The sequence below is a fragment of the Allobosea spartocytisi genome (genome assembly GCF_014764685.1).
Classification (GTDB): Bacteria; Pseudomonadota; Alphaproteobacteria; order Rhizobiales; family Beijerinckiaceae; genus Allobosea; species Allobosea spartocytisi.
The window spans coordinates 115,326-139,449 of the sequence record NZ_JACXWY010000002.1 but is presented as its reverse complement, the minus strand read 5'-3'; the positions used below and the strand labels follow the sequence as shown (position 1 = coordinate 139,449).

Here is a 24,124-nt window from a genome sequence, read left to right as displayed (position 1 = left end):
CCCGGGTCGAAGCCGCGCTTCGCCCCGGGAATGACGGAAGGCGCGAGACGCCTATTCCGCCGGATGAGGCGCGCCCACCGGCTTGTGCTTGTTGCTGCGGAAGAGCCCGCCGAGCTTCACCAGCCCGTCCGAGAGCCTGTTCATGTAAAGGAACAGGACGGGGGTGATGAAGAGCGTCAGCACCTGGCTGATCATCAGGCCGCCGACCACCGCGATGCCGAGCGGCTGGCGCAGCTCCGCGCTGGCGCCGGCGCCGACCGCGATCGGCAGCGTGCCCATCAGCGCCGCCAGCGTCGTCATCAGGATCGGCCGGAACCGCATGACGCAGGCCCTGTGGATCGCCTCCTGCGCCGACACGCCCTCGCGCAGGAGCACCAGCGCGACGTCGATCATCATGATCGCGTTCTTCTTGACGATGCCGATCAGCATCAGCAGGCCGATGATCGCGATGACCGAGAGGTCGAGGTCGAACAGCCTCAGCGCTCCGAGCGCGCCGATCGCCGCCGAAGGCAGGCCGGTCAGGATGGTCAGCGGGTGGATGAAGCTCTCGTAGAGAATGCCGAGCACGATGTAGATCGTCAGGATCGCGCCCGCGATCAGGAGGCCCTGGTTCGCCAGCGAGTCCTGGAAGACCTTGGCCGTGCCGGCGAGCGTCGTCGTGATCGATTTCGGCAGGCCGATCTGCTCCTTCAGCACGCCGATGCGGTTGACGCTGTCGCCGAGCGCGACGCCGGCCGGCAGGTTGTAGGAGATCGTCACCGCCGGAAGCTGGCCGAGCTGGTTGACCGTGAGCTGGCCCGCCGTGCGCTCGATCCTGGCGAAGGCGCCGAGCGGCACGAGGGTGCCGGTCTTGGTGCGGACGCGGATCGCGTTCAGCCGCTCCGGCGTCCACTGGTCGTTGGGGTTGAACTCGACGACGACCTGATAGCTGTCGCCCGTGGTGTAGATCGTCGAGACCTGCCGGACGCCGAAGCCCGAATAGAGCGTCGAGCGCAGGATGTCCGAGCCGATGCCGAGCTGGTTGGCCTTGTCGCGGTCGATGATCACCGTCGCCTGCAGGGCGTTGTTCTGCAGGTCGGTGGTCACGTCGAGGAAGGTCGAGGGCTCGCGGCTCATGGCGTCGGCGAGGCGTAGCGCCCCGTCGTTCATCGCCTTCTGGTCGAGGCCCTGGACGACGAGCTGGTACTGGCTCTTCGAGGAGCGCGCGCCGATATTGAGGTTCTGGACCGGCGTCATATAGGTGTTGATGCCCGGCACCTGCGCGAGATCGCGCCGCAGCGACGACAGCACGACGGAGAGCTGCGGCCGCTTGTCCTGCGGCTTCAGCTCGACAAAGAGGCGCCCGGCATTGAGCGCGCCGGCATTGCCGTTGGTCGCGCCGACGCTGGACGCGACATGGGCGACATAGGGCGAATGCATGAAGATGTCGGCGACCTGCCGCTGCAGCTTCTGCATGGCATCGAAGGACACATCCTGCCGCGCCTCGGTCGCGACCTGGAGCTGGCCGATATCCTCCTGCGGGAAGAAGCCCTTCGGCGAGGTCTGCATCAGCCAGACCGTGCCGGCCATGGTCGCGAAGAAGGCGAGCAGCACCACCGGCTGGAAGCGCAGGCAAAAGGCGAGGCCGCGGTCATAGCCATGCAACAGCGCCTCGAAACCCTTCTCGAGCCAGCGCCCGACGGCATTCTCCTGATGATGCTCGCCATAGCCCGAGAGCAGGCGCGAGCAGAGCATCGGCGTGAGCGTCAGCGAGACGAAGGCGGAGGCCAGGATCGAGACCGTCACCACCACCGCGAACTCGTTGAAGATGCGCCCGACGACGCCGCCCATGAGCAGGACCGGAATGAAGACCGCGACCAGCGAGAGCGAGATCGAGATGATGGTGAAGCCGATCTCGCTGGCGCCCTTCAGCGAGGCATCGAAGGCGGAAAGCCCATCCTCCTCCATATGGCGGACGATGTTCTCGAGCATGACGATGGCGTCGTCGACGACCAGGCCGACCGAAAGGGTCAGGCCCAGCAGCGAGATGTTGTCGATCGAGAAACCGAACAGATACATCGCCGCCAGCGTGGCGATGACCGAGATCGGCACCGCCACCGCCGGGATGAAGGTTGCGGCGACGCGGCGCAGGAAGACGAAGATGACCATGACGACCAGCGCGACGGTGAGCAGCAGCGTGAACTGCACGTCGTCCACCGCCTGGCGGATCGAGGTCGAGCGGTCGTTCAGCAGCGAGAGCGAGGCCGCGGCCGGCAACTGCTCCTCGAAGGCCGGGATCATCGCCTTGACGCGATCGACCACCTCGACGGTGTTGGCGTCGGGCTGGCGCTGCACCGCGAGCACGATCGCCGGAACGCCGTCATAGCTGCTGCGGGTCTGGGTGTTCTCGACGGAATCGATCACCTTGGCGACGTCGCCGAGACGCACCGGCTTACCCGAGCGGGTGGTGATGATGACGTTGGCGAACTGCGCCGCGTCGGCGAGCTGGGTATGCGCCTCGATGGTGAGCTGCTGAGCGCTGTTCTGGATGGTGCCGACCGGCGTGTTGGCGTTGGTCGCAGTGATGGCGGCCTGCAATTCGTCGAGGCCGATGCCGCGCGCGGCAAGCGCCGTCGGGTCGATCTGGATGCGGACGGCGTATTTCTGGCTGCCGAAGATCAGCACCTGCGCGACGCCATCCACCGTCGAGAGCGCGGGCGAGATCACCTGCTGGGCGAAGGCGTCGAGATCGGAGAGCGGCACGACATCGCTCTTCAGGGCCATCAGGATGATCGGCGCGTCGGCCGGATTCACCTTGCGATAGCTCGGCGGCGTCGTCATCTCGATCGGCAACTGCTTCTGCGTGCGCGTGATCGCAGCCTGCACGTCGGCCGCAGCCGCGTCGATGTCGCGGTTCAGCACGAACTGGATCGCGATCGAGGTCGATCCTTGCGCGTTGATGGTGGAGATCGAATCGATGCCCGCGATCGTGCCGAACTGCTTGATCAGCGGTGTGGCGACCGAGGTCGCCATCGTGTCGGGCGAAGCGCCGGGCAACTGGGCCGAGACGTTGACGACCGGGAACTCGGCGCGCGGCAGCGCCGCCACCGGCAGGAAGCGATAGGCGAACGTCCCGGCCAGCACCAGCGCGACCGACATCAGGATGGTCGCGACCGGGTGCCTGATGCAGAAGGACGAGACGTTCATGAGTGCCCCTCCTGCGCGACCGGCGTGCTCACCGGCGCCTTCTCGCCGCTGGCTCCCCGCTCGCGCACCGCCGTGCCCTGCTTCAGGCGCATCTGGCCGTCGACGACGACGCGCTCGCCCGGCGCGAGGCCTTCCGTCACCGCCGTCTTGCCGCCATCGCTGAGCGCGACCTTGATCTGGCGCAGATCCACCGTCGAATTCGCCTTGGCGACGAAGACGTAGGGACCTTTCTGGCCGGTCTGCACCGCGACCGTCGGGATGACGGTGACGCCCTTCAGCGTGTCGGGGATGAACTCGACATCGACATACTGGCCCGGCCAGAGACGCAGATCGTCATTGGCGAAGGCTGCCTTGGCCGTGATCGTGCCCGAGGTGATGTCGACATTGGAATCGACGAAGTTGAGCTTGCCCACGGCCGGCTGGTCGCCGGCCTGGGGAATTTTCGCCGTGACCACGGCCGAATCCGGCGCGAGAAGCGCGGCATGCAGCGTCGGCAGCTCGCTCTCGGGCAAGGCGAAGGAGACGCGCAGCGGCTTCATCTGCGTGATCGTCAGGAGGCCGGTGCTGCTGTTGTTGCTGTTGGCGCTGACGAGATTGCCCGGCGTGACCATCACGGCGCCGACCCGCCCGTCGATGGGGGCGAGGATGCGGGTATAGCTCAGCTTGAGCCTGTCGGCGTCGAGCGTCGCATGATCGGCCTGGATGTTGGCGGCCGAGCTCTTCTCGTCGGCCGTGCCCAGATCCACCTGCTGCTGGGTGCCGGCATTGCGGGCGAAAAGCTGCTTGTAGCGTTCGAGATCGGCGACGTTGCGCGTATGGGTCGCCTCGTCGCGCAGGAGCATCGCCTCATCCTTGGCGATCTGGGCCTTGATGTCGCGGTCGTCGAGCGTGAACAGCAGGTCGCCCGCCTTGACGAACTGGCCGTCGGTGACGTGCTGCGCGACGATCTGGCTGTCGATACGCGACTTCACCGTCACGCTCGCCGGCGTCTCGACGAAGCCGATGGCGTGCTTGCGGATCGGGAAATCCGCCTGCTCCGCCACCGCCGACACCACAGACACCGCGGGGGCGCCCCGCCCGGCACCGGCGGCCTGCGGCGCCTTCTCGCCCTGCAAACGCGTATACCAGACGCCCGCCGCAACAGCGGCGACCAGAACGAAGCCGACAAGAAATCCCGAACGCTTCATAGTTGCCCCACCGGCTCAGGCCATGCGACCAGCCGAAAGCGGCTGCTGCGTCTTGTCATCCGCCCGCTGGGGCCGGATCTGCTCACGGATCGCCCCGAGCGTGTCGAGCGCCGACAGGATCGCCTCGTCTCCGACCGAGCCGAGCAGCTCATGCGCGATCGTGCCACGCACCTCGTCGAGATCATCGACCAGTCGCCGGCCCGTCGGGCTGAGATAGAGGAGATAAGCCCTGCGATCGGCCGGATTCTCGCGGCGCTCGATCAAGCCCTGATGCTGCAGGCGGTCGAGCAGGCGCGCCAGCGAGATGGGCTGCAGATCCATCTGCTCGGCCAGCGCGGCCTGGTTCAGTCCTTCCTGGCGGCGCAACCGCGCCAGAACGCCCCATTGCGCCCGTGTCGTTCCGTGCTCCCGCGCACGTTGATCGACATAGGTCCTCATCAGGCGAGAGGTTTCGACAAGCTGAAACATCAGCTCCCGCCGCAGGGGGCGCTTCATGCATAGGCCTCCGTGATTGTAAGCCTGCTCATAGTAAGTCAGATTGCGGCGGTTTTATAGTCACGATTTCGCAACTGCGAGAAATTGCCCGACCATGCCAGGCGCGGCACCGGGCCGAGCCAGAAGGGCGGCCTCCGCCCGACACGGCGTGGCCCTTTGCGGGCCTCATTCGCCCCCGAACCGGGCCGGGCGCTTCTCCAGGAAGGCCGCCACGCCCTCCCGGAAATCGGCGGTGGCGGTCGATTCCGCGAAGGCGCGCTCTTCGGCAGCCAGATGGGCGGCGAGATCATGGCCGGCCGCCTCCGTCAGCAGGTGGCGGACGCGGCCATAGGCCTGCGTCGGCCCTTCTGCGAGGCGGCGGGCGAGAGCGAGCGCCTCCGCTTCCGCCTGTTCGTTGGGGACCACGCGGTTGACGAGGCCCAGCCGCAGCGCCTCGGCGGCGTCAAAAGGCTCGGCCAGCAGCGCGATCTCCTTCGCCTTGCGCAAGCCGACCAGGCGCGACAGGCGGAAGGAGCCGCCGAGATCCGGCGTCGTGCCGAGGCGGGAATAGGCCATCGCGAAACGGGCGTTCTCGGCCGCGACGGCAAGGTCGCAACCGAGCGCGAGGCTGAAGCCGCCACCCGCCACCGCCCCATGCAGGCAGGCGACGGAGGGCTGCGGGAGGCGATCGAGCAACAGCAGGGCCTCGTGCAGCGGCTCCATGATCGCGGGAATCGTCACGGCGGGGTCGCCGCCGGCCAGGAATTGCGAAACGTCGCCGCCGGCGCAAAAACCCTTGCCCGCACCCTTCAGCAGGATGGCGCGGCTGTCGCCGCGCGCCGCGATATCCTTCACGCGGGCGAGGAACAGCTCCGCCATCGGCGCATCGAGGGCGTTCAGCACGGCCGGGCGGTTGAGCGTCAGCACGGCGACGCCGCCATCCCGTTCGAGCAGAACAGTTTCCGCGTGATCTGACATGCGATGGACTCCGTGACGGCGAGGATCGGCGGCAGGCTATCATCCCGCCGCGCCTTGGCGAGGGGTGGCCCCGCGTCGATGAGGCAGCGCATTTGCGTGAACGGCTCTGGCTTCCCGCGGCGCGGAGCTTCTAGACTACGGGCAACATCCCCTCACCCAGAGCCGACCTTCCCCATGAGCCAGCTTTTCAGCCCCTATCAGCTTGGCAATCTCACCCTTGCCAACCGGATCGTCATCGCGCCGATGTGCCAATATTCGGCCGAAGACGGCAATGCCAGCGATTGGCACGTGATCCATCTCGGCAACCTCGCCCTCTCGGGCGCCGCCCTGCTCTTCCTCGAGGCGACGGCGGTGGAGCCGGACGGACGGATCAGCCCCTTCGATCTCGGCCTGTGGTCGGACGAGAACGAGGCCGCACTGGCGAAAGTGCTCGATTCGGCGCATCGCTGGTCGGATATGCCGATCGGCGTCCAGCTCGCCCATGCCGGCCGCAAGGCCTCAGTGGATCGTCCCTGGAAGGGCGGCCACCAGCTCGGCCTCAACGAGGGCGGCTGGACGGTCCATGCCCCCTCGGAGGTCGGCTTCGAGAGCTATCCCCGCCCGCCCCGCTCGTTGACGGGAGGCGACATCGCCCGGATCGTCGAGGCTTTCGCCGCCTCGGCGCAGCGCGCCGTGCGGCTCGGCCTCGCGGCGATCGAGCTGCATGCCGCCCATGGCTATCTGATGCACCAGTTCCTCTCGCCGCTCTCCAACCGGCGCGAGGACGAATATGGCGGCTCGCTGGAAAACCGGATGCGCTTTCCGCTCGCGGTCTTCGACGCGGTGCGGGCGGTCGTGCCGGCGGGCTACCCCGTCGGCTTCCGGATTTCCGGCACGGATTGGGTCGACGGCGGCTGGGATGTCGAGCAGAGCATCGCTTTCTCCAAGGCCGCCAAGGCTCGCGGCGCCGATTTCATCCATGTCTCCAGCGGCGGGCTCTCGGCCGCGCAGAAGATCCCGCTCGGCCCGAGCTACCAGGTGCCGCTGGCGCGAGCCGTGAAGGAAGCGACGGGCGTGAGCACCATCGCGGTCGGCCTGATCACCGAGCCCGAGCAGGCGGAAGCGATCGTCGGCACCGGCGAGGCCGACCTCGTCGGGCTGGCGCGCGGCATCCTCTACGATCCGCGCTGGCCCTGGCATGCGGCGGCGGCCCTCGGCGCCAGCGTCAAGGCGCCGAACCAGTATCTGCGCTCGCAGCCACGGCAATATTCCAAGCTGTTCGCCTGAATTCTCCAGATTCGCTCCGTCGTCATCCCGGGCGACCGCAGGGAGACCCGGGATCCATGCCGGAACGCAACCGACGAGCGCTCAGGCATGGATCCCGGATCTGCGCTTCGCTTCGTCCGGGATGACAGCGCACAAGACACGAAAGCACAGAGCCAAACCCCATGACCGCCTATTCCGATCTCGCCGCCCATTTCGGCCGCATCAGTGCCCTCTCCAACGCCGTCGGCATCCTGCAATGGGATTCCGATGTGATGATGCCGAAGGGCGCCGCCGAGACGCGGGCCGAGAGCATGGCGCTGCTGCAGGTGCTGCGCCATGGCATGGTGACGGATGCAAGGATCGGCGACTGGCTGGCCAAGGCCGAGAGCGACGGCTCGCTCGGCGCCTGGGAAAAGGCCAATCTGCGCGAGATCCGGCGCGTCTGGACGGTCGACACTGCCCTTCCGGCCGATCTCGTCGAGGCCTCGAGCAAGGCCGTCTCGGCTTGCGAGATGCGCTGGCGGCAGGCGCGGGCCGAGTCCGACTTCGCCGGGCTCCTGCCCTATCTCGCCGAAGTGTTGAACCTCCAGCGTCAGATCGGCCGGGCCAAGGGCGAGAAGCTCGGGCTTTCACCCTATGACGCCCTGCTCAACGATTACGAGCCCGGCGGAAGCTCGGCCAAGATCGACGCGCTGTTCGACGACCTCGCCGATTTCCTGCCCGGCTTCACGCAGGAGGTCGTGGCGGTGCAGGCGCGCCGGCCGGCGCAGGAGCCGCTCGCGGGCCCCTTCGCGACCGAGACGCAGCGGGCGCTCGGTCTCAGGCTGATGGCGGCGCTCGGCTATGATTTCGAGCGCGGCCGGCTCGACATCTCGACGCATCCGTTCTGCGGCGGGGCCGACAACGATGTCCGCATCACCACGCGCTACGATGAGGCCGATTTCACCAAGGCGCTGATGGGCGTGCTGCACGAGACCGGCCATGCGCTCTACGAGCAGGGCCGGCCGCAAGGCTATCTGAACCAGCCGGTCGGCGCCGCCCGCAGCATGAGCATCCATGAGAGCCAATCGCTGCTGATGGAGATGCAGGCCTGCCGCTCGCGCCAATTCCTCGCCTTCGCCACGCCGCTGATGCGGGAGAGTTTCGGCGGCGCCGGCCCGGCCTGGGAGAGCGAGGCGATGTGGCGCCGCTACACCCGCGTCGAGCCCGGCTTCATCCGCGTCGACGCCGACGAGGTGACCTATCCGGCCCATATCATCCTGCGCTACCGGCTGGAGAAGGCATTGATCGCCGACGCCATGCCGCTTGCCGAACTGCCCGCCGCCTGGAACGACGGGATGAAATCCCTGCTCGGCGTCACCGTGCCGGACGACCGGCGCGGCTGCCTGCAGGACATCCACTGGCCCTCGGGCGGCTGGGGCTATTTCCCGACCTATTCGCTCGGCGCGATGACGGCAGCCCAGATCTTCGACGCGGCGACGCGGGCCGAGCCCGGCATCCTGCCCGGCATCGGCAAGGGCGATTTCTCGCCGCTCGTCGGCTGGCTGCGCGCGAACATCCACGGCAAGGGCTCGCTGCTCCCGACCGACGCGCTGCTGACGGAAGCGACCGGCCGGCCGCTCGACGCCGCGGTGTTCAAGGCGCATCTGCGCCGCCGCTATGTCGAGGAGGTGTGAGGGCCCGAATGGATCGGCACATTGCCTTGTCGTTCCCCGCACAGTCATCCCGGGTGAAGCGAAGCGGAAACCCGGGATCCATGCCGGAGCATCTCCGAGCAAGGCTCAGGCATGGATCCCGGATCTACGCGGCTTTGCCGCTTGTCCGGGATGACCCGCGCCTTTGTGATTCATCTCAGTGACTTGAACGCGTCGGCTGAAGCGGCACGCGAATCCCTCGAAACGAAAAACGGCCGGTCCTTGCGGACCGGCCGTAATCTCATCGAAAGAGCGGGCGGCTCAGCGCTCGATCATCTTGTTCCAGCGGCTGTTCCATTCCGGGCGCTTGGCGTTGATCGCGTCCCAGTCCAGCGTGACCGCCGTCTTCATATTGGTGTTGAAGACGTCGAGCTTGGCCTGTGCCTCGGGGGTCGGCGCCTTGGCGGTGGTGTTCGAGGGCACGCCGTTGCCGAAGGCCATCGCCTTGGCCTGCGCCTCGGCCGAGAGCAGATAGGCCGCGAGCTTCTGCGACAGCTCCGGCTCGGAATTGTTGGCGATGACGCATTCCGCCACCATCAGCACCACCGAACCCTCCTTGGGTTGGGCGTATTCGACCGGGATGCCTTTGTCCTTGAGAGTGGCGACGCCCGTCGGGGTCAGCGGGAAGATCGCCGCGTCGCCGGTCTGGACCATCTCAGAGATCTTGGCCGAATTCGGGATGAATTCGATGACGTTCTTGCCGATCGTGTCGCGGAATTTGGTGAAGCCGGGCTCGACATTGGCCTCGGTGCCGCCCTGGATGCGGTTGAACATCAGGAAGGCATGCAGGCCAAAGGACGAGGCGGAGGCCGACTGGAAGACGACCTTGTCCTTGAACTTGGGATCGGCCAGGTCCATCCAGGAGGTCGGCGCCGCCCAGCCCTTCTCGTCGAACATCTTCTTGTTATAGGCGAGCCCGGTCATGCCCATGTCGATGCCGGCCGCCATGTTGTCCTTCATGACCGAGCCGGGCGCGAGTTGGCCGAGCTCCGGGCCGGGCTTCAGCTTCTCGCAGAGGCCGGCGCCGATGGCGCGGACCATGACGCCGTCATCGAGGAACATGACATGCATCTGCGGCTTATCCTTGGCCGCGGTCGCCTTGGCGAGGATATCGGCCGAGGTGCCGGGCACGACCACGACCTTGACGTTGTTGGCCTTCTCGAAATCCGGGAAGACGCCCTGGGTATAGGTGCGCTCGAAATTGCCGCCGTTCATGCCGATATAGAGGGTCTTGCTCTGGGCGAAGGCGCTGCCGGCGGCGGCCAGCGCGACGGCTGCGACAGTTCCGGCCAAAAGATTGCGACGGGTGATCATGTTGAAGCTCCCCTGCTTTGCGGCTCTGGATGTGGACCCGCACCCGAGCCGTGGCTGGTGCGGTCGTCGTTCTCCGGCGGCACGGGCGGCCGGCTGAAGCGGGTGATGGAAAAGGCGTCGATCGGCGTAGGCGTTCGGCCGTCGCGGACGAGTTCGGCCAAAACCTCGCCGACGCCGGGCGCGATCTGGAAGCCGGCCCCGGTAAAACCGAAGGCATGGAGCAGGCCGGGCGTCGTGCCGCTGAAGCCGATCACGGGGTTGCGGTCCGGCATCGCCGCCTCCGTCCCCGACCAGAAGCGGATCGCCTGGGCGTGGCGCAGCGCGGGGAAGATTTCGGCGGTGCGGTTCATGATCGCGAGCGCACCCGCGCCGCGCGGCCGCGAGAAATCGGGATCGTCGAGCGGCAGGCCGCGCTCGCCGCCGACCACGACATTGCCGCGTTCGACCTGACGGGCGTAGATGCCGCCACCCTCCATGCCGATATTCACGGTCATGACCGGGGCCAGCGGCTCGGTGACGATCATCGAGGGATAGATGCGCGAGAGCGGCACCGGCTCGCCGAAATCCGTGGCGAAACGGTCGGCCCAGGCGCCGGCGCTGTTGATGACGACGCGCGCGCTCAGGCCGATGCCCTCGCCCGCCTCCAGCGCGAAACCTTCGCCATTGCGGGTGAGGCCGGTGACCGGCGTGTTCTCCAGCACATGCGCCCCGGCACGGCGCGCGGCGCTGGCGAAGGCTGCCGAGACGAGGCGTGGATTGGCGTGACCATCGCCGGCGCAGAGCGAGGCGCCCAAAATGCTGCCGTCGATCCAGGGGAAGCGCTCGCGCAGGCCGTTATGGCCGACGAGCTCGAGATCGAGCCCCTGATCTGCGACCGCTTCGGCGTAGGCTTCCAGCGCCGCCATCTCGGCTTCGCTGCGGGCGAGCTTGAGATGGCCGGAGCGCAGGAACTCGCCGTCGATGCCGATCCGTTCCTTGAGGCGCGGCCAGATGGCATGGGCGCGCTGCGAGAGCGGCAACTGCTCGCGCGGCCGCCCTTGCCGGCGGACGCCGCCATAGTTCACGCCGCTCGCCTGCGCGCCGCAAAAGCCCTTGTCGAGCAGGGCGACGCTGAACCCCATGCCGCGCAGCGCTAGCGCCGCCGAGGAGCCGACCAGCCCGCCGCCGATGATCGCGACGTCGATGTCGAGATGCCGGCTCACTCTGCTGCCTCCGGCAAGTTTGCCGCGGCCTCCGGCAGATCGGCCGCCAATTGGAGGGCGAGCGGGATCGGCTTCACCGGGGCCTGCGCCCGCAGACGGCCGACGGCATCGAGCGGCTTGGCCGTCGCGGCGGCCAGCACTTCGGCAGAGGCGGAGGAGCACATCCGGCCCTGGCAGCGGCCCATGCCGACGCGGCTCACCGCCTTCAGCCGGTTGATCTCGGAGATATCGAGACGGTTCACAGCCTCGCGGATGCTGCCGGCCGTGATCTCCTCGCAGCGGCAGAGCGTGGTCGCATCGTCGATCGTCTCTGCCCAATGGGCCGGGAAAGGAAAGGCGGTTTCGAGCGCGTCGCGCAGCTTGCCGATGCGGGCCAGCTCCGCTTCGAGCGTGACGGCACGGGCCTTGTCGATGGCGAGATCACGATCCTCCAGCAAGGCCAGTGCGGCGCGCTCGCCCGCGCGCTCGGCCGCATCGGCGCCGGCAATGCCGGCACCGTCGCCGGCGAGATAGACACCCGCCACTGAGGCCCGGCCGGCGGCGTCGCGCTGGGGCAACCAGGCGCGGTCGCGCGCATCGAAGCGGAAGGCGCAGCCGGCGAGATCGGCGAGCTGCGTCTCCGAGCGCAAGGCGAGCCCGTAGCCGACGCCGTCGCAGGCGAGGCGCCGCTCGCGCCCGCCCTCCCGCCAGGAGACGCCGGAAACCCTGCCCTCGCCCTCGAAGCGCAGGCCCTCGATGCCGGAGCGGATGACGACGCCGCGCAGGCGCAGTTCGGCGACGAAGCGCGCCCCGCGCAGCACGATGCCGGGATCGAGCGGCAGGGCCTTGATGAGATTGAGCTTGGCGGAGGCCGGGGCAGCATCGAGCACGGCGGCGACTTCGACGCCCGCCTTCATGTACTGCCAGGCGACGAGATAGAGCAGCGGGCCGGAGCCGGCGAAGACGACGCGGCTGCCGATGGCGCAGCCCTGCGCCTTGAGCGCGACCTGCGAGCCACCGAGGGTAAAGACGCCGGGGAGCGTCCAGCCGGGAACAGGCAGGACGCGGTCCGTCGCGCCGGTGGCGAGCACCAGCCCGTCATAGGCGACGCGACGGGCGGTGCCGCCGACGGCGATATCGGCCACGCCGTCACGCAAATTCCAGAGCAGCGCTTGCGGCCAGTAGTCGATGCGGCCTTCGAGCGCAGCGAAGGCGGCGTGGAGCCGTTCGGCCTTGCCGGTTTCGGAACCGTAGAGATCCTTGGTCGAGCGACCGTCCTGGACGAGGCGCTGGCGGTAGATCTGGCCGCCGCAGGCCGGCGCCTCGTCGACGACCAACGGGCGCAGGCCCGCCGCGACGAGTGCCTCGGCGGCGCGGATGCCGGCGGGACCGGCACCGACGATCAGTGGCTGGCGGCGTTCGCTCATGCCACCCTCGCCGTCCCGGTGACGATGTTCATGCCGGGCTGAAGCGGTGTCGTGCAGGCGCGCAGGCGCTCGCCGGTCTCGGTCGCGACCCAGCAATCCTGGCAAGCGCCCATCTGGCAGAAGCCGGCGCGCGGCTCGCCGGTGAACTCGGTGCGGCGCAGGCTCTCCGTGCGGTTCAGGATCGCGCTCAGCAGCGTGTCGCCGGCCCGGCCCTCGCAAGGCGCGCCGTCAAGCGTGAAGGCGATGACGGGATGATCCTTGCGGGCGATGCGACGCAGCAGCGGCATGATCGTCACTTCTGGCCGACGAGGATCTTGTCGAGGCCGAAGGCGCGGTCGAGCACCAGCATGGCGCCGGCGGTCAACGCGATCATCAGGGCCGACACCGCCGCCATCATCGGGTCGATCGATTCGGTCGCATACATGTACATGCGGACCGGCAGCGTCACCGTCTGCGGCGAGGTGACGAAGATCGACATGGTCAGTTCGTCGAAGCTGTTGATGAAGGCGAGCAGCCAGCCGCCGGTGATGCCGGGCAGGATCATCGGCGCGGTGATCCGGCGGAACACGGTCCAGTGCGAGGCGCCGAGCGTCTCGGCCGCCTGCTCGGCGCTGCGGTCCATGCCGGTGAAGGCGGCCATGACGAGGCGCATCACATAGGGCGTGACGATGATGACATGGCTGGCCACCAGCCAGGCGAAGGAACCGGTCGCGCCGATCAGCGCGAAAAGGCGCAGAAGCGCGACGCCGAGCACCAGATGCGGGATGATCAGCGGGGAAAGGAAGAGCCCGTTCAACCAGTCGCGGCCGGGGAACCGGTAGCGGTCGATGGCGAGCGCGGCCGGCACGGCGAGCGCGACGGAAATCGTCGCCGCCAGCGTCGCCAGCCACAGGCTGTTGTAGAAGGAGGGCACGAAATCGGGATGCTGGAAGATCGCGGCGAACCAACGCAGCGAGAACGAGGTCGTCGGGATCGAGAGCGTGTTCTCGGGCGTGAAGGCGACGAGGCAGACCACGACGAGCGGCGCCAGCACGAAGGCGACGACAAGACCGTGGAAGAGGAGCGCGATGGGGCCGTTCTTGTGCATGGCGCGCGACCTCAGCCCAGGGCCCGGCGGGCGCGCGTCTCGACGAGACGGTTGTAGCCCAGCATGATGGCGAGGTTGGCGACGAGCACGATGATCGCGATCGCGGCGCCGAGCGGCCAGTTCAGCTCCGACATGTATTCGTCGTAGACCACCGTCGCCGCCATCTTGAGACGCCGGCCGCCGAGCAGGCCGGGAATGGCGAAGGCGCTGGCCGAGAGGCCGAAGACGATCAGGCTGCCCGAGAGCATGCCGAGCGAGACCTGCGGCAGCACGATCCGGCGCAAAGCCGTGAAGCGCGAGGCGCCCAGCGTCAGGGCCGCCGCCTCGACCGCGGGATCGAGCTTCTGCAGCGCCGTCCAGACCGGGATGACCATGAAGGGCAGCATGACGTGGACGAGCGCGATCACGATCGCCGTCTCGGTGTAGAGCAATCTCACGCTGCCGAAGCCGAGCGCGCGCAGCGACTGATTCACCAGCCCGGTCGAGCCCAGCAGCATGCTCCAGCCGAAGGCGCGCACCACGACAGAGACCAACAGCGGTCCGATGATCACCAGCAGGAAGATCGAGCGCCAGGGATCGCCCATGCGCGAGAGCACATAAGCCTCCGGCGCGCCGATCACGGCGCAGATCAGTGTCGTGAGGAAGGCGAGCCTGAGCGTGCGCCAGAAGATCGCGAGGTAGTAGTCGTCGGTGACGACCCGGACATAATGCTCGACGGTGAAGCTGTCCTGGATGCCGGTGGTGTGATCGTAGACGTGGAAGGACAGGATCACCGTCAGGATGAGCGGCAGGATCACCAGCCCGAGGAACAGCAGCGTCGCCGGCGAGACCAGAAGCCAGGGCGTCAGCGCGCGGGACTTCATGCCGCCGCTCCCGCCGCGGCCGCCACGATCGATGCGCTTTCGGGCGGCCAGCCGAGCGAGACGAGCGCGCCCTCCGCCACCGGCTCGGCGCCCTGATTGGGCAGAGAGACGACGACGTTTCCGACCGGCGTCTCGACATTGAACAGCCAGTAGCTGCCGAGGAAGAAGCGGCTCGTGACCGTGCCATCGAACAGCCCCTGCCCGGCCGCGCCGAGCAGGATCTTCTCCGGCCGGACCGCGACGCCGATGGAGGCCCCGTCCGGCAGGCTCGCCGCCTCGGATGGAAGGCCAAGCCCCGCGGCCTCGGCCCGTCCGCCGCGCCAGACCGCGTCGATGCGGTTCATCTTGCCGACGAAGGAGGAGATGAAGGCCGTCGCCGGGCGCTCATAGAGGCGATAGGGCGCATCGATCTGGGTCATGCGGCCCTGCTCCATCACGACGACACGGTCGCTGATCGAGAGCGCCTCGGCCTGATCATGCGTGACCATGATGGTGGTGGTGCCGACGCTGCGCTGGATGCGGCGCAATTCGAACTGCATCTCCTCGCGCAGCTTGGCGTCGAGGTTCGAGAGCGGCTCGTCGAGCAGCAGCACGGGCGGCTGGATGACGAGGGCGCGGGCAATGGCGACGCGCTGGCGCTGGCCGCCCGAAAGCTGGCGCGGATAGCGCTCGGCAAAAGAGGCGAGATGGACGAGGCCGAGCATCTCCTTGACACGCCGGTCGCGCTCCGGCCTCGCGACCTTGCGCATCTCCAGGCCGAAGGCGACGTTCTCGGCCACCGTCATATGCGGAAAGAGCGCATAGCTCTGAAAGACGATGCCGAGGCCGCGGCGGCTCGGCTTCTCGCGGGTGATGTCGCGTCCGTCGAGGGTGATCGTGCCCCTGGTCGGCTCGACGAGGCCGGCGATCATCTGCAGCGTCGTGGTCTTGCCGCAGCCGGAAGGGCCGAGCAGCGAGACGAATTCGCCCTGGGCGACGCTGAGGTCGACATCGCGGACGGCGGTGAAGTCGCCGAAGACCTTGCTCAACGATTGCAGCGTCAGAAAGCCCATCGGCACCTCGATCGGTGGGCTTTCCCTTAGCCGGAAAGCCGGACTGCGATGCCGCTACGAAAGCGAGGCCGACACAATTTCGTCAATCTTGAATTCCGCATTAGAGAATTTTTATTGATTAAATTCCGTTATATGGAATTTTGATCCATACCTAAGCATCTGGATTTCGATTATGGAAGCCTCGCCCGAACCGCTTTCCTCGCTGCGCCGCGCGCTCGGCCTGCTGCGCGTCCTCGCCGATGGCGAGAGCGGCGGCATGCGGCTGAAGGACATCGCGGATGCCGCCCGCTGCGGGCAGCCGACGGCCCACCGGGCGCTGCGCGACCTGATGGCGGAGGGCTTCGTCGAGCAGGCCAGCGGCGGCAAGCGCTACCGGCTGGCACTCGACTTCTTCGTGCTGGCGGCCCGCGCCGGGCAGGCCGGCGGCTTGCGCGAACTTGCCCGCCCGACCCTGCTCAGGCTCTCGGCCACGCTCAGTGACACGATCTTCCTGCTGGTCCGCAACGGCTATGACGCGGTCTGCCTCGACCGGATCGAGGGCCCCTTCCCGATCCGCTCCTTCACCGGCGACATCGGCGGCAAGGTCCCGCTCGGCATCGGCCAGGGCAGCCTCGCCATGCTGGCGCATCTGCCGGACGCCGAGCGCGAAGCGGTGATCCGCTTCAACATGCCCCGCTTGCTCGACCGCGGCTTCATCGACGAGCCGGCGCTGCGCTGCGCGATCGAGGCCGCAAGGGCGCAAGGCTGGGTCAATCTCAACACCGGCCTCATCCCCGGCATGGCCGGCGTCGCCGTGCCGGTCTTCGATGCGCAGCGGCGCGTCGTCGCGGCGCTGAGCGTCGGCACGCTGGCCGAGCGGCTGCGCGAGGACCGGCTGCCCAGCGTCGTCGCCATCCTGCGGGGCGAGGCCGACGAGCTCGGCGCCAAGCTCAACCCCTTCGACGTGACCCTGCGCTATCCCTCGCGCAGCCTGAGCACGGTCGCGGGCTGATCGGCTCCAGCTCCGAGCGCAGCCGCCATGCCGCTTTCGGGCTTGCATCGCGGCAGCGGAAGCGGGATGTCGGGGCGACATTCCTTGCCACGGTGCTCCGCCATGACCGAAACCAAGCCCGCTCCCCGCATCGCCATCACCTATTGCTCGATGTGCAACTGGATGCTGCGCTCGGCCTGGCTCGGCCAGGAGCTGCTCTCCACCTTCGGGCAGGATCTCGGCGAGGTCGCTCTGATCCCGCGCACCGGCGGCATCTTCCAGATCACCTATGACGGCGAGCTGATCTGGGACCGCAAGACCGATGGCGGCTTCCCCGATTCCAAGGTGCTGAAGCAGCGCGTCCGCGACCGGCTCGACCCCGAGCGCAACCTCGGCCATGTCGACGGGCATGCGATGTCGGAGGACGCCGAGAGCTGAGGCTCTCCTTTCACCAGCGACATCGCTGGTTGTCATCCCGGGCGAAGCTGCGCTGATCCGGGATGACGGCGTTCAGGAAGCGGGAGAAAGGCGCCCGCGCGTCGCCGCGACCCAGGCCTTCAGCCGCCCCTCGGGATCGGCGTTCAGCGTGATATCCGTCACGGCCGCCACGATATCGGCGCCGGCCTCGAAGACGCCCGGCGCCCGCTCCAGCGAGATGCCGCCAATGCCGACCAATGGCAGGGCGCCGATGCGGCGCTTCCACTCGCCCAGCTTCTCCAGCCCCTGCGGGCCGAAACGCATCTGCTTCAGGATCGTCGGATAGACCGGCCCGAGCGCGACATAGTCCGGCTGCGTATCCAGCGCGCGCTCGAGTTCCGCCTCGTCATGGCTGCTGACGCCGAGCTTCAGGCCGGCCTTGCGGATCGCGCCGAGATCGGCGGTGTCGAGATCCTCCTGGCCGAGATGCAGCCAATCGCAACCTTCCTCGATCGCGAGCTTCCAGTAATCGTTGACGACGAGCACGCAGCCGGCCTCGGCGCAGAGCCGCTTCGCGCGGGCGATCTCGCGGGCGACCTCCGGCTCCGGCCGGTCCTTCACGCGCAGCTGCACCAGCTTCATGCCGAGCGGCAGCATCCGCGCGATCCAGTCGGCGCTGTCGAAGATCGGGTAGAACGGATCGAGCGTCATGCGGAATACGTCTTTCAGGCCAGGAAGGCTTTGCCCATGACGGGGGTGGAGGGAGCGGCCATGTCGCGCGCCTCGATCGGTTGCGCGCCGAAGGCGAGCCGGCCGGCACGGATCGCAAGCGCGAAGGCTTCCGCCATCGCGGCGGGATCGCCGGCCTTGGCGACGGCGGTGTTGAGCAGGATGCCGTCATAGCCCATCTCGATCGCCTGAGCGGCGTGGGACGGCAGGCCGATGCCGGCATCGACGACGAGCGGGATGTCCGGGAAATGCTGGCGCATGGTGCGCAACCCATAAGGGTTGTTGAGGCCCCGGCCGGAGCCGATCGGCGCGCCCCAGGGCATCAGCACCTCGCAGCCGGCATCGAGCAGGCGTCCGCCGACGACGATGTCCTCGGTCGTGTAGGGAAAGACCTTGAAGCCGTCATCGGAAAGGATGCGGGCCGCCTCGACCAGGGCGATCACGTCCGGCTGGAGCGTGTCGTCCTCGCCGATCACCTCGAGCTTGATCCAGTCCGTGCCGAAGACCTCGCGCGCCATCTGGGCCGTCGTCACGGCCTCCTTCACCGAGTGACAGCCGGCGGTGTTGGGCAGCACCTTGACGCCGAGCTCGCGGATCAATGTCCAGAACGCCTGCCCAGCCCCGCCGCCGGCCGATTCCCGGCGCAGCGAGACGGTGACCACCTCGGCGCCCGAACGCCTGACCGCCTCGGCCAGGATGGCGGGCGACGGATATTGCGCCGTGCCGAGGAAAAGCGGATTTTGCGGCTCGAAGCCGTAGAAGGACGCCATCTCAACCTCCCTGCATCGGCGCGACGACCTCGATGCGGTCGCCGTCGTTGAGCGCGGTCTCGGCGCGCTTGCGGGCCGGGACGAATTCGCCGTTCACAGCGGTGGCGACGATCCGGCCGGCATAGCCGAGCTCGGCCAGCGCCTCGGCCAGCGTCTTGCCCGCGATGTCCTGGGGCGCGCCGTTAAGCAGCAAGGTCATGCAGCATCTCCGGTCGGGATTGCGGGTTCAATACGGCATCGGCCGCCATCCGCGCCATGGCGGGGCTGAGCAGGAAGCCGTGGCGGTAGAGCCCGTTGACATGGATCACCCGGCCCCGGCGCGTCAGCCGCGGCAGGTTGTCGGGAAAGGCCGGGCGGGCATCGGTGCCGATCTCGACGATCTCAGCCTCGCCGAAGGCCGGATGCAGCGCATAGGCCGCGCCGAGCAGCTCGAGCATGGACCGGGCCGAGATGCGCCGGCGCGCGCCGCTCTCGATCATCGTCGCGCCGACCATGAAATGCCCGTCCGCACGCGGCACGATATACAGCGGAATGCGCGGGTGCAGCAGCCGGACCGGACGCGACAGCGCAATCTCGTCGCTCTTCAGGATCAGCATCTCGCCCTTGACGCCGCGCAGATCGGGCAGGACGTCGCGGGCCGCAAGCCCGCGGCAATCGAGCACGATGTCGGCGTCGAGCTCGGCCGGCTCGACCGGGCTCTCGAAATGGATCGTCCCGCCTTGCGCGAGAACCTTGTCGCCCAGGGCCTTGATCGCCCGGCGCGGATCGAGATGCGCCTCCGCTGCGAAGAACAGCCCGCGCCCGAAGCGCCCGACGAGATCGGGCTCCAGCCGCGCGATCGCCTCGCCGTCGATCTCCTCGAAATGGCTGGTGCGCTGGCCGAAGCGGCGCAGCTCCGAACGATCCCGGCTCGGCGCGACGACGAGCGTGCCCTGTCGCGCGACCTCACCCGTATGCCGCTCCCACCAGCCGGCCGCCTCCTGCCCGAGCCGCACCACCGGCTCCTCGGCGCTCTCGCCCTCGCACCAGGGCGCCAGCATGCCGCCGGCATACCAGGAGCAGGCCTCGGCGCCGATGCGCGGACCGCGCTCATGGATGACGACGGCCGCGCCCCTGTCGAGCAACTCGACGGCGCAGGCGAGGCCGACGACGCCGGCGCCGACGATCGCGACGGTGGTCTGGCTTGGCCGATGCGGCAATTGTGCCATGCGCTTCCCATGCTCCCGGGAAGGCAACGGCCGGAGGCGCGATGCAGAGAACTGCGAGCCGAGGACCGTTCCCTTCGCCGGCATTACCCGGATCAGGTACGATGGGTTGGCGTGAGCCACGCCTCTCAGCCTCTCGGCACCCCAACGGACGCGCCTAATCTAGTGAGCTGGGCCTCGGAGAGCAAGGCGAGCCGATGCATACCGGCCTTTCCGGGAGATCGCCCGGCTTGACGTCTCCCTTACCAAGGGAGTGCTTCCGTCGCTCCTGCGCAGCCATATCCCCTCCCGTGTGAAGGGAGTGATCGCCCGCCCCTGTCGACCGGGAGAATTATCCTTGGTGCAAAGTGGAGACTTGTCAAACGGCGTCACGATCGGGCATAGAGCCTTGCGCTGGAGACGTGGCCGAGAGGCTGAAGGCACTCGTTTGCTAAATGAGCATACCCCACAAGGGTATCGAGGGTTCGAATCCCTCCGTCTCCGCCACTCCTACCCCCTTGATTAGTAAAGACAGTTCCAAGCGCAGCCGGGCACGATAGACGGCGGCATACACATGGCTGGCTATCTCTGGCGTCGCGGGGCCCGATTCTGGTTCCAGATCGCTATTCCGATAGATCTCCGGGGAGCGTTCGGGAGCACTCCCGTTCGACTACCTCTGCCCTGTGACGATTATCGGGACGCGTCGCGTTATGCCCGCCGACTCGCCGGTATCGCCGAGAGCTGGTTCAGGGAGTTGCAGAAGGAACGCCTCACAGGGTTGCCGTCATCTCCGGCTGAGGCCGCCGACCTCTTCGCACGGTCCGGACGCAGACCTTCCTGATGTCAGCAAGGGGTGGTTTGTGTTGAAGAAGTCGGTGTTGCTGTGGGCTTGAGGTTCTGTTTCCGTCGTCCTTGCGGAGGGCGGCGTGATGATGGGCGAGCGGACGGTTGCGCAGGAGGCACTGTTCTACGAGTTCAACCTTGAGCGGCATGTCCCGGCCAGCCGATGCAGCGGCCCCATGGCGCGAGAGACCCGACCTTCAGACGCCTTCAGTCTCCACCGGACACCGCAAACACCTCATATCTTCGATATCGGCGGTGCGTCGGACCAAGTCGGCGCCTTGAGACTTCGCTTCACCCGGTGATTCTCGCCTGCGACGGACTGCCCGGTCGGTGATTTGCCCACGAGGTAGTTCTTCTGCCATTTCTGCTCCACCGTAAGGGGGTCGCCGAGACCGATAGCAGCGTTGAATCTAACCCGCTCGCTGTTCCAGGATTTATATTCCCGGTGCAGGGCTGGATCCTCGGTAATGGGTCGAATTACCGGCTGTACGCTCTCGATGGTGACAGCTGGCACCATGGTGACGAAGCAGAACGGCTCATCCTTTTCGAAATGCACTGTGCCAGGCCGGGTGAATTTCCAGTTCATGGTAAAGCTGAAGGGTAGCCAGCCGGTCTCCACCAGCCCGTCGAGCGGGTGGATGCCGTCTTTGATGCGGTTGGGCGAGCCGCGGACCGACATCATCCAATCCGGATCTGTCCTGAACAGGTAGCCCGGATGGAAACTCAGGATGCCGTGTCCGAAGAACACCCCGGCTTGGTGCAAATGGGTACCTGGCTCGTGAGGACGAAGGGTGATGTCCTCCTTGCCATTCCAGCCGTTCCAGGTGGCAGAGAAGCCAGCCGGGTTGAGCAACTCCCAACCATTGGCGTTGGCAATTAAAAGCGGCGTGCACCGGTTTGCGAAGTGCTCGCTCGTGGCATCCATCCAATCGCGGCCGGTCGGAGCCGCGACGAGCTGTGGTGCCCGATCGATCAACACGTAACAGTCAAGTCTCGGTCCTGTCATCATTGGGCTTTCGGAACGAACTGCGTCATCGGGGACCTCGTTGCCGAGCTCCGGCCCCTTCGAGATCTCAGCCGGAAGGACCGACAGGGCCGACAGGACCGGTAGGGCCTTCAGGGCCGGAAGGGCCTTCAGGGCCGACAGGGCCGACAGGGCCAGCAGGGCCGACGGGGCCGGAAGGGCCAGCAGGGCCGGAAGGGCCTTCAGGGCCGACAGGGCCGGCAGGGCCGACAGGGCCAGGAGTACCGGCAGTGCCAGGAGCGCCGGGAGCGCCAGGAGTACCGGCAGCGCCAGGAGTACCGGCAGCGCCAGGAGCACCGGGAGCGCCAGGAGTACCGGCAGCGCCAGGAGCACCGGGAGCGCCAGGAGCACCGGGCTGCCCAGTTGCCGTGTTCTTGCGCGCCCTCGGCAGGTCGCCCGCATCGCGGCCGATATAGGTCGGCATATAGTCTTCGCGGTCGCGCCGAATGAGGGTCTTTTCGCCGAGCCACGGCGACACGTCGTTGGTGCCACTGGAGCCGAAATAGACGCGCAAGCCCGCTAGGAAGCTGAACTCGTTTCCGGAGGAACGGCCGAAGCCGCCATCCGACTTCTTGCCATAGGCGGCGTCTGCGAACAGCGAGGCGGCGGTATTGCCGAAATTGGTGAGATACTCCGCGCCGCCCACGAGCTGGTTGCGACCGCTGGTGTAGCGGTGGCCGATGTTCAGTTTGAGGTTATCGGTCACGTACCAGGCAAGGCGCACATCATCGAAGAATCTGGTTTTGTCGTTGCTGGCCACCAGGAAGCTATTGCCGACGCCGCTATAATTGTTCCACTCGACGCCCGCGAGGCCCTCCAGAGTGAAGCGGCCGAAATAGAGCTGGCCTTCGATGCCGCCCTTGGCGTTGTACATGCCGGTATTGCCAGCGCCGGAGATATTCGCTCCCCAGCTCCCGGTGCCATACAGATAGCTGCCGTAAAGCCCAAGCGCGCCGACCCCAGGGTCGCGCCAGAACAGATGCGCCGCAGCGCCGCCCAGGGCTGTGTTGGAGGCCATGCCGCCTATGGTGTCGACCTGAAACCCGAAGGCGGAGCCAAGCGGCAATGCGAGCAGGCCACTGATCTCGCCAAATCCGGAACGGCCATTGTAGCCGCCGCCCGCTTCGAGCCGGACATTGGTGGCGCTGACGGCCTGGGGGCCGGTTCCGCGCTGGGCGCCCGGCATAACGCCGTCGCCTTTCGTGACGAGGTGCCGCGGCTGAGGAGCACCTCTACTGCCAGACGGACCCTTCAACCGCGAGATTTCGGCATCGGCGGCCTTCAGCTTGATTTCAAGCGACCTCTGCTTGGCCTGAAGCTCGGTGACGAGCCTGAACAATTGCTCATTGGAGACGCCCTGCGCCTGCGCTGGTGTGATCGACCAGACGGCACAGGCAATAGCCAGCGCAGAGCACCCGGCTCGCAAATTCTTCTCGCTACCGGCGATGAGAGCCGTCTTACCCTTGATGCCGTGATCGAGCATGTTCGCCCCCCCTGATCGCAGTAGTCACACCGCGACCTCTGCCGGAGCGGAACACATTTCGGGCGTCTGACCAGAGCAGCGACAGTATCTGCTCCTGACTCCTCTTGACGGGATGTCTATTTTAAGCCGTGCGTCGGGCACGGAAAGATTCGCGGCTTTCCGGCTCTTTCAAGGATCGGTACGAGTATCGGTCAGCGCGAACCCGGCCTTGTCCAGGCCCTCCACGATATGGGCGATCTAATCTTCCTGGAACGTGCGCCAGCGCCAATCGACATAGATTTCAATGGCGCATATTGACCTCAAATGGCGCATAATTGGGATATTCGTCTCCGCTCTGGCTCTGACACCGAGATACCCTCAGACGTCCGTAATCATAACGCGTACGAAATAGCGCTTCTCATCAATGCTTTTATTTATAGAAATCTTAAAATCATCTTCGTAATCACACTTGCGATACTATTCCAGAATCGGGACGCCATATGCCATTGCAGGACGGCAGCATTCGCACGCTGGACGAATTCGACGCCCTCTTCATAGCGCTCCATGACGTAGAGGCGATTGCCCGGCGGATCCCGGGTTCGGGGCTATGGCTCGCCGCCCCGCTCGCTCAAATTCCTCGAACTTCCCCATTGCGAACAGCGCGGCGCAGGGTGTGCGCCAGAGTCGAGTGCAGCGGGAACCTGCTGCCCCCCGGCGTGTTCGTCTTCACATCAGCCATATCCGGATGTGATTCGCCAATTCGGGCGCTTTGACCAGTCGGAATGGCAATCGACGCCCCTGTGAAGGAGGAGATCATGCCTGCAAAATCGGCTGCGCAGCAGAAAGCCGCCGGCGCCGCTCTGGCGGCCAAGCGCGGCGCCATGAAGAAGAGCGGGCTCAAGGGCGCATCGAAATCGATGGAGGCATCGATGAGCGAGGCCGAGCTGGAAAAGATGGCCTCGACCAAGCGCAAGGGGAAGAAAGAACACGCTTCCGAGCACTGACCGCCTAGGCGCGGAAGCCGAGCCGGGCTCCGC

Annotated in this window: 23 protein-coding genes, 1 tRNA gene and 1 riboswitch; of the genes, 7 read left to right on the top strand and 17 right to left on the bottom strand. The window is 67.0% G+C overall.

What is annotated here, in order from left to right; translation table 11 throughout:
• Positions 1-51 precede the first annotated feature (51 nt).
• The 4 genes from IED13_RS03500 to IED13_RS03485 all read right to left on the bottom strand — a co-directional run bounded on the left by IED13_RS03500 (position 52) and on the right by IED13_RS03485 (position 5,825).
• Complete coding sequence (locus IED13_RS03500; RefSeq protein WP_191123396.1) at positions 52-3,186, bottom strand: efflux RND transporter permease subunit; 3,135 nt, start codon at positions 3,184-3,186, stop codon at positions 52-54.
• The gene (locus IED13_RS03495; RefSeq protein ID WP_191123395.1) at positions 3,183-4,373 is read right to left on the bottom strand and encodes an efflux RND transporter periplasmic adaptor subunit; all 1,191 of its coding nucleotides are present in this window, start codon (positions 4,371-4,373) and stop codon (positions 3,183-3,185) included. Before IED13_RS03495 ends, IED13_RS03500 begins: the two co-directional genes overlap by 4 nt.
• A 15-nt stretch (positions 4,374-4,388) precedes the next feature.
• Positions 4,389-4,868 carry a MarR family winged helix-turn-helix transcriptional regulator gene (locus IED13_RS03490; protein WP_191123394.1) on the bottom strand — a complete coding sequence of 160 codons (480 nt, stop codon included), beginning with the start codon at positions 4,866-4,868 and terminating at the stop codon, positions 4,389-4,391.
• Positions 4,869-5,033: 165 nt separating this feature from the next.
• The gene (locus tag IED13_RS03485) at positions 5,034-5,825 is read right to left on the bottom strand and encodes an enoyl-CoA hydratase/isomerase family protein (protein WP_191123393.1); all 792 of its coding nucleotides are present in this window, start codon (positions 5,823-5,825) and stop codon (positions 5,034-5,036) included.
• A 174-nt stretch (positions 5,826-5,999) separates the two neighbouring features.
• On the opposite strand from IED13_RS03485, the gene IED13_RS03480 reads away from it, so the two are divergent.
• A complete protein-coding gene (locus IED13_RS03480; protein WP_191123392.1) occupies positions 6,000-7,091 on the top strand; it encodes an NADH:flavin oxidoreductase/NADH oxidase in 1,092 nt (363 codons plus the stop codon).
• A gap of 161 nt (positions 7,092-7,252) precedes the next feature.
• On the top strand, positions 7,253-8,746 hold the full coding sequence (locus tag IED13_RS03475; RefSeq protein WP_191123391.1) for a carboxypeptidase M32: 1,494 nt from the start codon (positions 7,253-7,255) through the stop codon (positions 8,744-8,746).
• Positions 8,747-9,025: 279 nt separating this feature from the next.
• Here the strand turns inward: IED13_RS03475 and IED13_RS03470 are convergent, their stop codons facing one another.
• Genes IED13_RS03470 through IED13_RS03440 form a run of 7 tightly spaced genes read right to left on the bottom strand, consistent with a single transcriptional unit; the run spans position 9,026 to position 15,688 of the window.
• The gene (locus IED13_RS03470) at positions 9,026-10,078 is read right to left on the bottom strand and encodes an extracellular solute-binding protein (RefSeq protein ID WP_191123390.1); all 1,053 of its coding nucleotides are present in this window, start codon (positions 10,076-10,078) and stop codon (positions 9,026-9,028) included.
• Entirely contained in the window at positions 10,075-11,280 is a 1,206-nt protein-coding gene (locus IED13_RS03465) for an NAD(P)/FAD-dependent oxidoreductase (RefSeq protein WP_191123389.1), read from the bottom strand. Before IED13_RS03465 ends, IED13_RS03470 begins: the two co-directional genes overlap by 4 nt.
• On the bottom strand, positions 11,277-12,686 hold the full coding sequence (locus tag IED13_RS03460; RefSeq protein WP_191123388.1) for an FAD/NAD(P)-dependent oxidoreductase: 1,410 nt from the start codon (positions 12,684-12,686) through the stop codon (positions 11,277-11,279). The genes IED13_RS03465 and IED13_RS03460 overlap by 4 nt, the downstream gene beginning before the upstream one ends.
• Entirely contained in the window at positions 12,683-12,973 is a 291-nt protein-coding gene (locus IED13_RS03455; protein WP_142020668.1) for a (2Fe-2S)-binding protein, read from the bottom strand. The genes IED13_RS03460 and IED13_RS03455 overlap by 4 nt, the downstream gene beginning before the upstream one ends.
• Positions 12,974-12,978: 5 nt before the next feature.
• Positions 12,979-13,773, bottom strand: coding sequence for an ABC transporter permease (locus tag IED13_RS03450; RefSeq protein ID WP_113255074.1), 795 nt, complete (start codon positions 13,771-13,773; stop codon positions 12,979-12,981).
• Between the two features lie 11 nt (positions 13,774-13,784).
• Positions 13,785-14,636 (bottom strand): ABC transporter permease, encoded by an 852-nt coding sequence (locus IED13_RS03445; protein ID WP_191123387.1) that lies wholly within the window; start codon positions 14,634-14,636, stop codon positions 13,785-13,787.
• Entirely contained in the window at positions 14,633-15,688 is a 1,056-nt protein-coding gene (locus tag IED13_RS03440) for an ABC transporter ATP-binding protein (protein ID WP_191123386.1), read from the bottom strand. Before IED13_RS03440 ends, IED13_RS03445 begins: the two co-directional genes overlap by 4 nt.
• A 172-nt stretch (positions 15,689-15,860) precedes the next feature.
• On the opposite strand from IED13_RS03440, the gene IED13_RS03435 reads away from it, so the two are divergent.
• Entirely contained in the window at positions 15,861-16,679 is an 819-nt protein-coding gene (locus IED13_RS03435; protein ID WP_133565681.1) for an IclR family transcriptional regulator, read from the top strand.
• Between the two features lie 102 nt (positions 16,680-16,781).
• Positions 16,782-17,096, top strand: a complete 315-nt coding sequence (locus IED13_RS03430; RefSeq protein WP_191123385.1) for an Rdx family protein — start codon at positions 16,782-16,784, stop codon at positions 17,094-17,096.
• A gap of 72 nt (positions 17,097-17,168) precedes the next feature.
• Here IED13_RS03430 and IED13_RS03425 read toward each other — a convergent pair whose 3' ends face one another.
• From IED13_RS03425 to thiO, 4 genes are read right to left on the bottom strand one after another with little or no spacing between them, the layout of a single operon-like run.
• Positions 17,169-17,786: a thiamine phosphate synthase gene (locus IED13_RS03425; RefSeq protein WP_191123384.1), complete on the bottom strand. Its 618-nt coding sequence runs from the start codon at positions 17,784-17,786 to the stop codon at positions 17,169-17,171.
• Between the two features lie 14 nt (positions 17,787-17,800).
• Entirely contained in the window at positions 17,801-18,574 is a 774-nt protein-coding gene (locus IED13_RS03420; RefSeq protein WP_038368417.1) for a thiazole synthase, read from the bottom strand.
• Between the two features lies 1 nt (position 18,575).
• Entirely contained in the window at positions 18,576-18,773 is a 198-nt protein-coding gene (gene thiS / locus IED13_RS03415) for a sulfur carrier protein ThiS (protein ID WP_038368420.1), read from the bottom strand.
• Entirely contained in the window at positions 18,757-19,782 is a 1,026-nt protein-coding gene (gene thiO, locus IED13_RS03410; RefSeq protein ID WP_191123383.1) for a glycine oxidase ThiO, read from the bottom strand. Before thiO ends, thiS begins: the two co-directional genes overlap by 17 nt.
• Positions 19,783-19,834: 52 nt before the next feature.
• Positions 19,835-19,936, bottom strand: a riboswitch (TPP riboswitch).
• Positions 19,937-20,174: 238 nt separating this feature from the next.
• Between thiO and IED13_RS03405 the strand changes: the two genes are divergently transcribed.
• Both IED13_RS03405 and IED13_RS29320 read left to right on the top strand, forming a co-directional pair.
• Positions 20,175-20,265: transfer RNA gene (locus tag IED13_RS03405), tRNA-Ser, on the top strand.
• A 67-nt stretch (positions 20,266-20,332) separates the two neighbouring features.
• Complete coding sequence (locus IED13_RS29320) at positions 20,333-20,599, top strand: DUF6538 domain-containing protein (RefSeq protein ID WP_404801879.1); 267 nt, start codon at positions 20,333-20,335, stop codon at positions 20,597-20,599.
• Between the two features lie 237 nt (positions 20,600-20,836).
• Here IED13_RS29320 and IED13_RS03400 read toward each other — a convergent pair whose 3' ends face one another.
• Positions 20,837-21,580: a DUF6065 family protein gene (locus IED13_RS03400; protein WP_260368318.1), complete on the bottom strand. Its 744-nt coding sequence runs from the start codon at positions 21,578-21,580 to the stop codon at positions 20,837-20,839.
• A 94-nt stretch (positions 21,581-21,674) separates the two neighbouring features.
• A complete protein-coding gene (locus IED13_RS03395) occupies positions 21,675-23,108 on the bottom strand; it encodes a collagen-like protein (RefSeq protein ID WP_191123382.1) in 1,434 nt (477 codons plus the stop codon).
• 794 nt (positions 23,109-23,902) lie between these two features.
• Here IED13_RS03395 and IED13_RS03390 point away from each other — a divergent pair.
• Complete coding sequence (locus tag IED13_RS03390) at positions 23,903-24,091, top strand: DUF3008 family protein (protein ID WP_191123589.1); 189 nt, start codon at positions 23,903-23,905, stop codon at positions 24,089-24,091.
• Positions 24,092-24,124 lie beyond the last annotated feature (33 nt).

Bases quoted from the DNA above. Each gene is read 5' to 3' on its own strand.
- IED13_RS03420 (WP_038368417.1), bottom strand. From the start codon at position 18,574: ATGGCGTCCTTCTACGGCTTCGAGCCGCAAAATCCGCTTTTCCTCGGC.
- IED13_RS03470 (WP_191123390.1), bottom strand. From the start codon at position 10,078: ATGATCACCCGTCGCAATCTTTTGGCCGGAACTGTCGCAGCCGTCGCG.
- IED13_RS03495 (WP_191123395.1), bottom strand. From the start codon at position 4,373: ATGAAGCGTTCGGGATTTCTTGTCGGCTTCGTTCTGGTCGCCGCTGTT.
- thiO (WP_191123383.1), bottom strand. From the start codon at position 19,782: ATGGCACAATTGCCGCATCGGCCAAGCCAGACCACCGTCGCGATCGTC.
- IED13_RS03475 (WP_191123391.1), top strand. From the start codon at position 7,253: ATGACCGCCTATTCCGATCTCGCCGCCCATTTCGGCCGCATCAGTGCC.
- IED13_RS03395 (WP_191123382.1), bottom strand. From the start codon at position 23,108: ATGCTCGATCACGGCATCAAGGGTAAGACGGCTCTCATCGCCGGTAGC.
- IED13_RS03440 (WP_191123386.1), bottom strand. From the start codon at position 15,688: ATGGGCTTTCTGACGCTGCAATCGTTGAGCAAGGTCTTCGGCGACTTC.
- IED13_RS03455 (WP_142020668.1), bottom strand. From the start codon at position 12,973: ATGCCGCTGCTGCGTCGCATCGCCCGCAAGGATCATCCCGTCATCGCC.
- IED13_RS29320 (WP_404801879.1), top strand. From the start codon at position 20,333: ATGGCTGGCTATCTCTGGCGTCGCGGGGCCCGATTCTGGTTCCAGATC.
- IED13_RS03445 (WP_191123387.1), bottom strand. From the start codon at position 14,636: ATGAAGTCCCGCGCGCTGACGCCCTGGCTTCTGGTCTCGCCGGCGACG.
- IED13_RS03480 (WP_191123392.1), top strand. From the start codon at position 6,000: ATGAGCCAGCTTTTCAGCCCCTATCAGCTTGGCAATCTCACCCTTGCC.
- IED13_RS03390 (WP_191123589.1), top strand. From the start codon at position 23,903: ATGCCTGCAAAATCGGCTGCGCAGCAGAAAGCCGCCGGCGCCGCTCTG.
- IED13_RS03435 (WP_133565681.1), top strand. From the start codon at position 15,861: ATGGAAGCCTCGCCCGAACCGCTTTCCTCGCTGCGCCGCGCGCTCGGC.
- IED13_RS03450 (WP_113255074.1), bottom strand. From the start codon at position 13,773: ATGCACAAGAACGGCCCCATCGCGCTCCTCTTCCACGGTCTTGTCGTC.
- IED13_RS03490 (WP_191123394.1), bottom strand. From the start codon at position 4,868: ATGAAGCGCCCCCTGCGGCGGGAGCTGATGTTTCAGCTTGTCGAAACC.
- IED13_RS03460 (WP_191123388.1), bottom strand. From the start codon at position 12,686: ATGAGCGAACGCCGCCAGCCACTGATCGTCGGTGCCGGTCCCGCCGGC.
- IED13_RS03425 (WP_191123384.1), bottom strand. From the start codon at position 17,786: ATGACGCTCGATCCGTTCTACCCGATCTTCGACAGCGCCGACTGGATC.
- IED13_RS03430 (WP_191123385.1), top strand. From the start codon at position 16,782: ATGACCGAAACCAAGCCCGCTCCCCGCATCGCCATCACCTATTGCTCG.
- thiS (WP_038368420.1), bottom strand. From the start codon at position 18,773: ATGACCTTGCTGCTTAACGGCGCGCCCCAGGACATCGCGGGCAAGACG.
- IED13_RS03485 (WP_191123393.1), bottom strand. From the start codon at position 5,825: ATGTCAGATCACGCGGAAACTGTTCTGCTCGAACGGGATGGCGGCGTC.
- IED13_RS03500 (WP_191123396.1), bottom strand. From the start codon at position 3,186: ATGAACGTCTCGTCCTTCTGCATCAGGCACCCGGTCGCGACCATCCTG.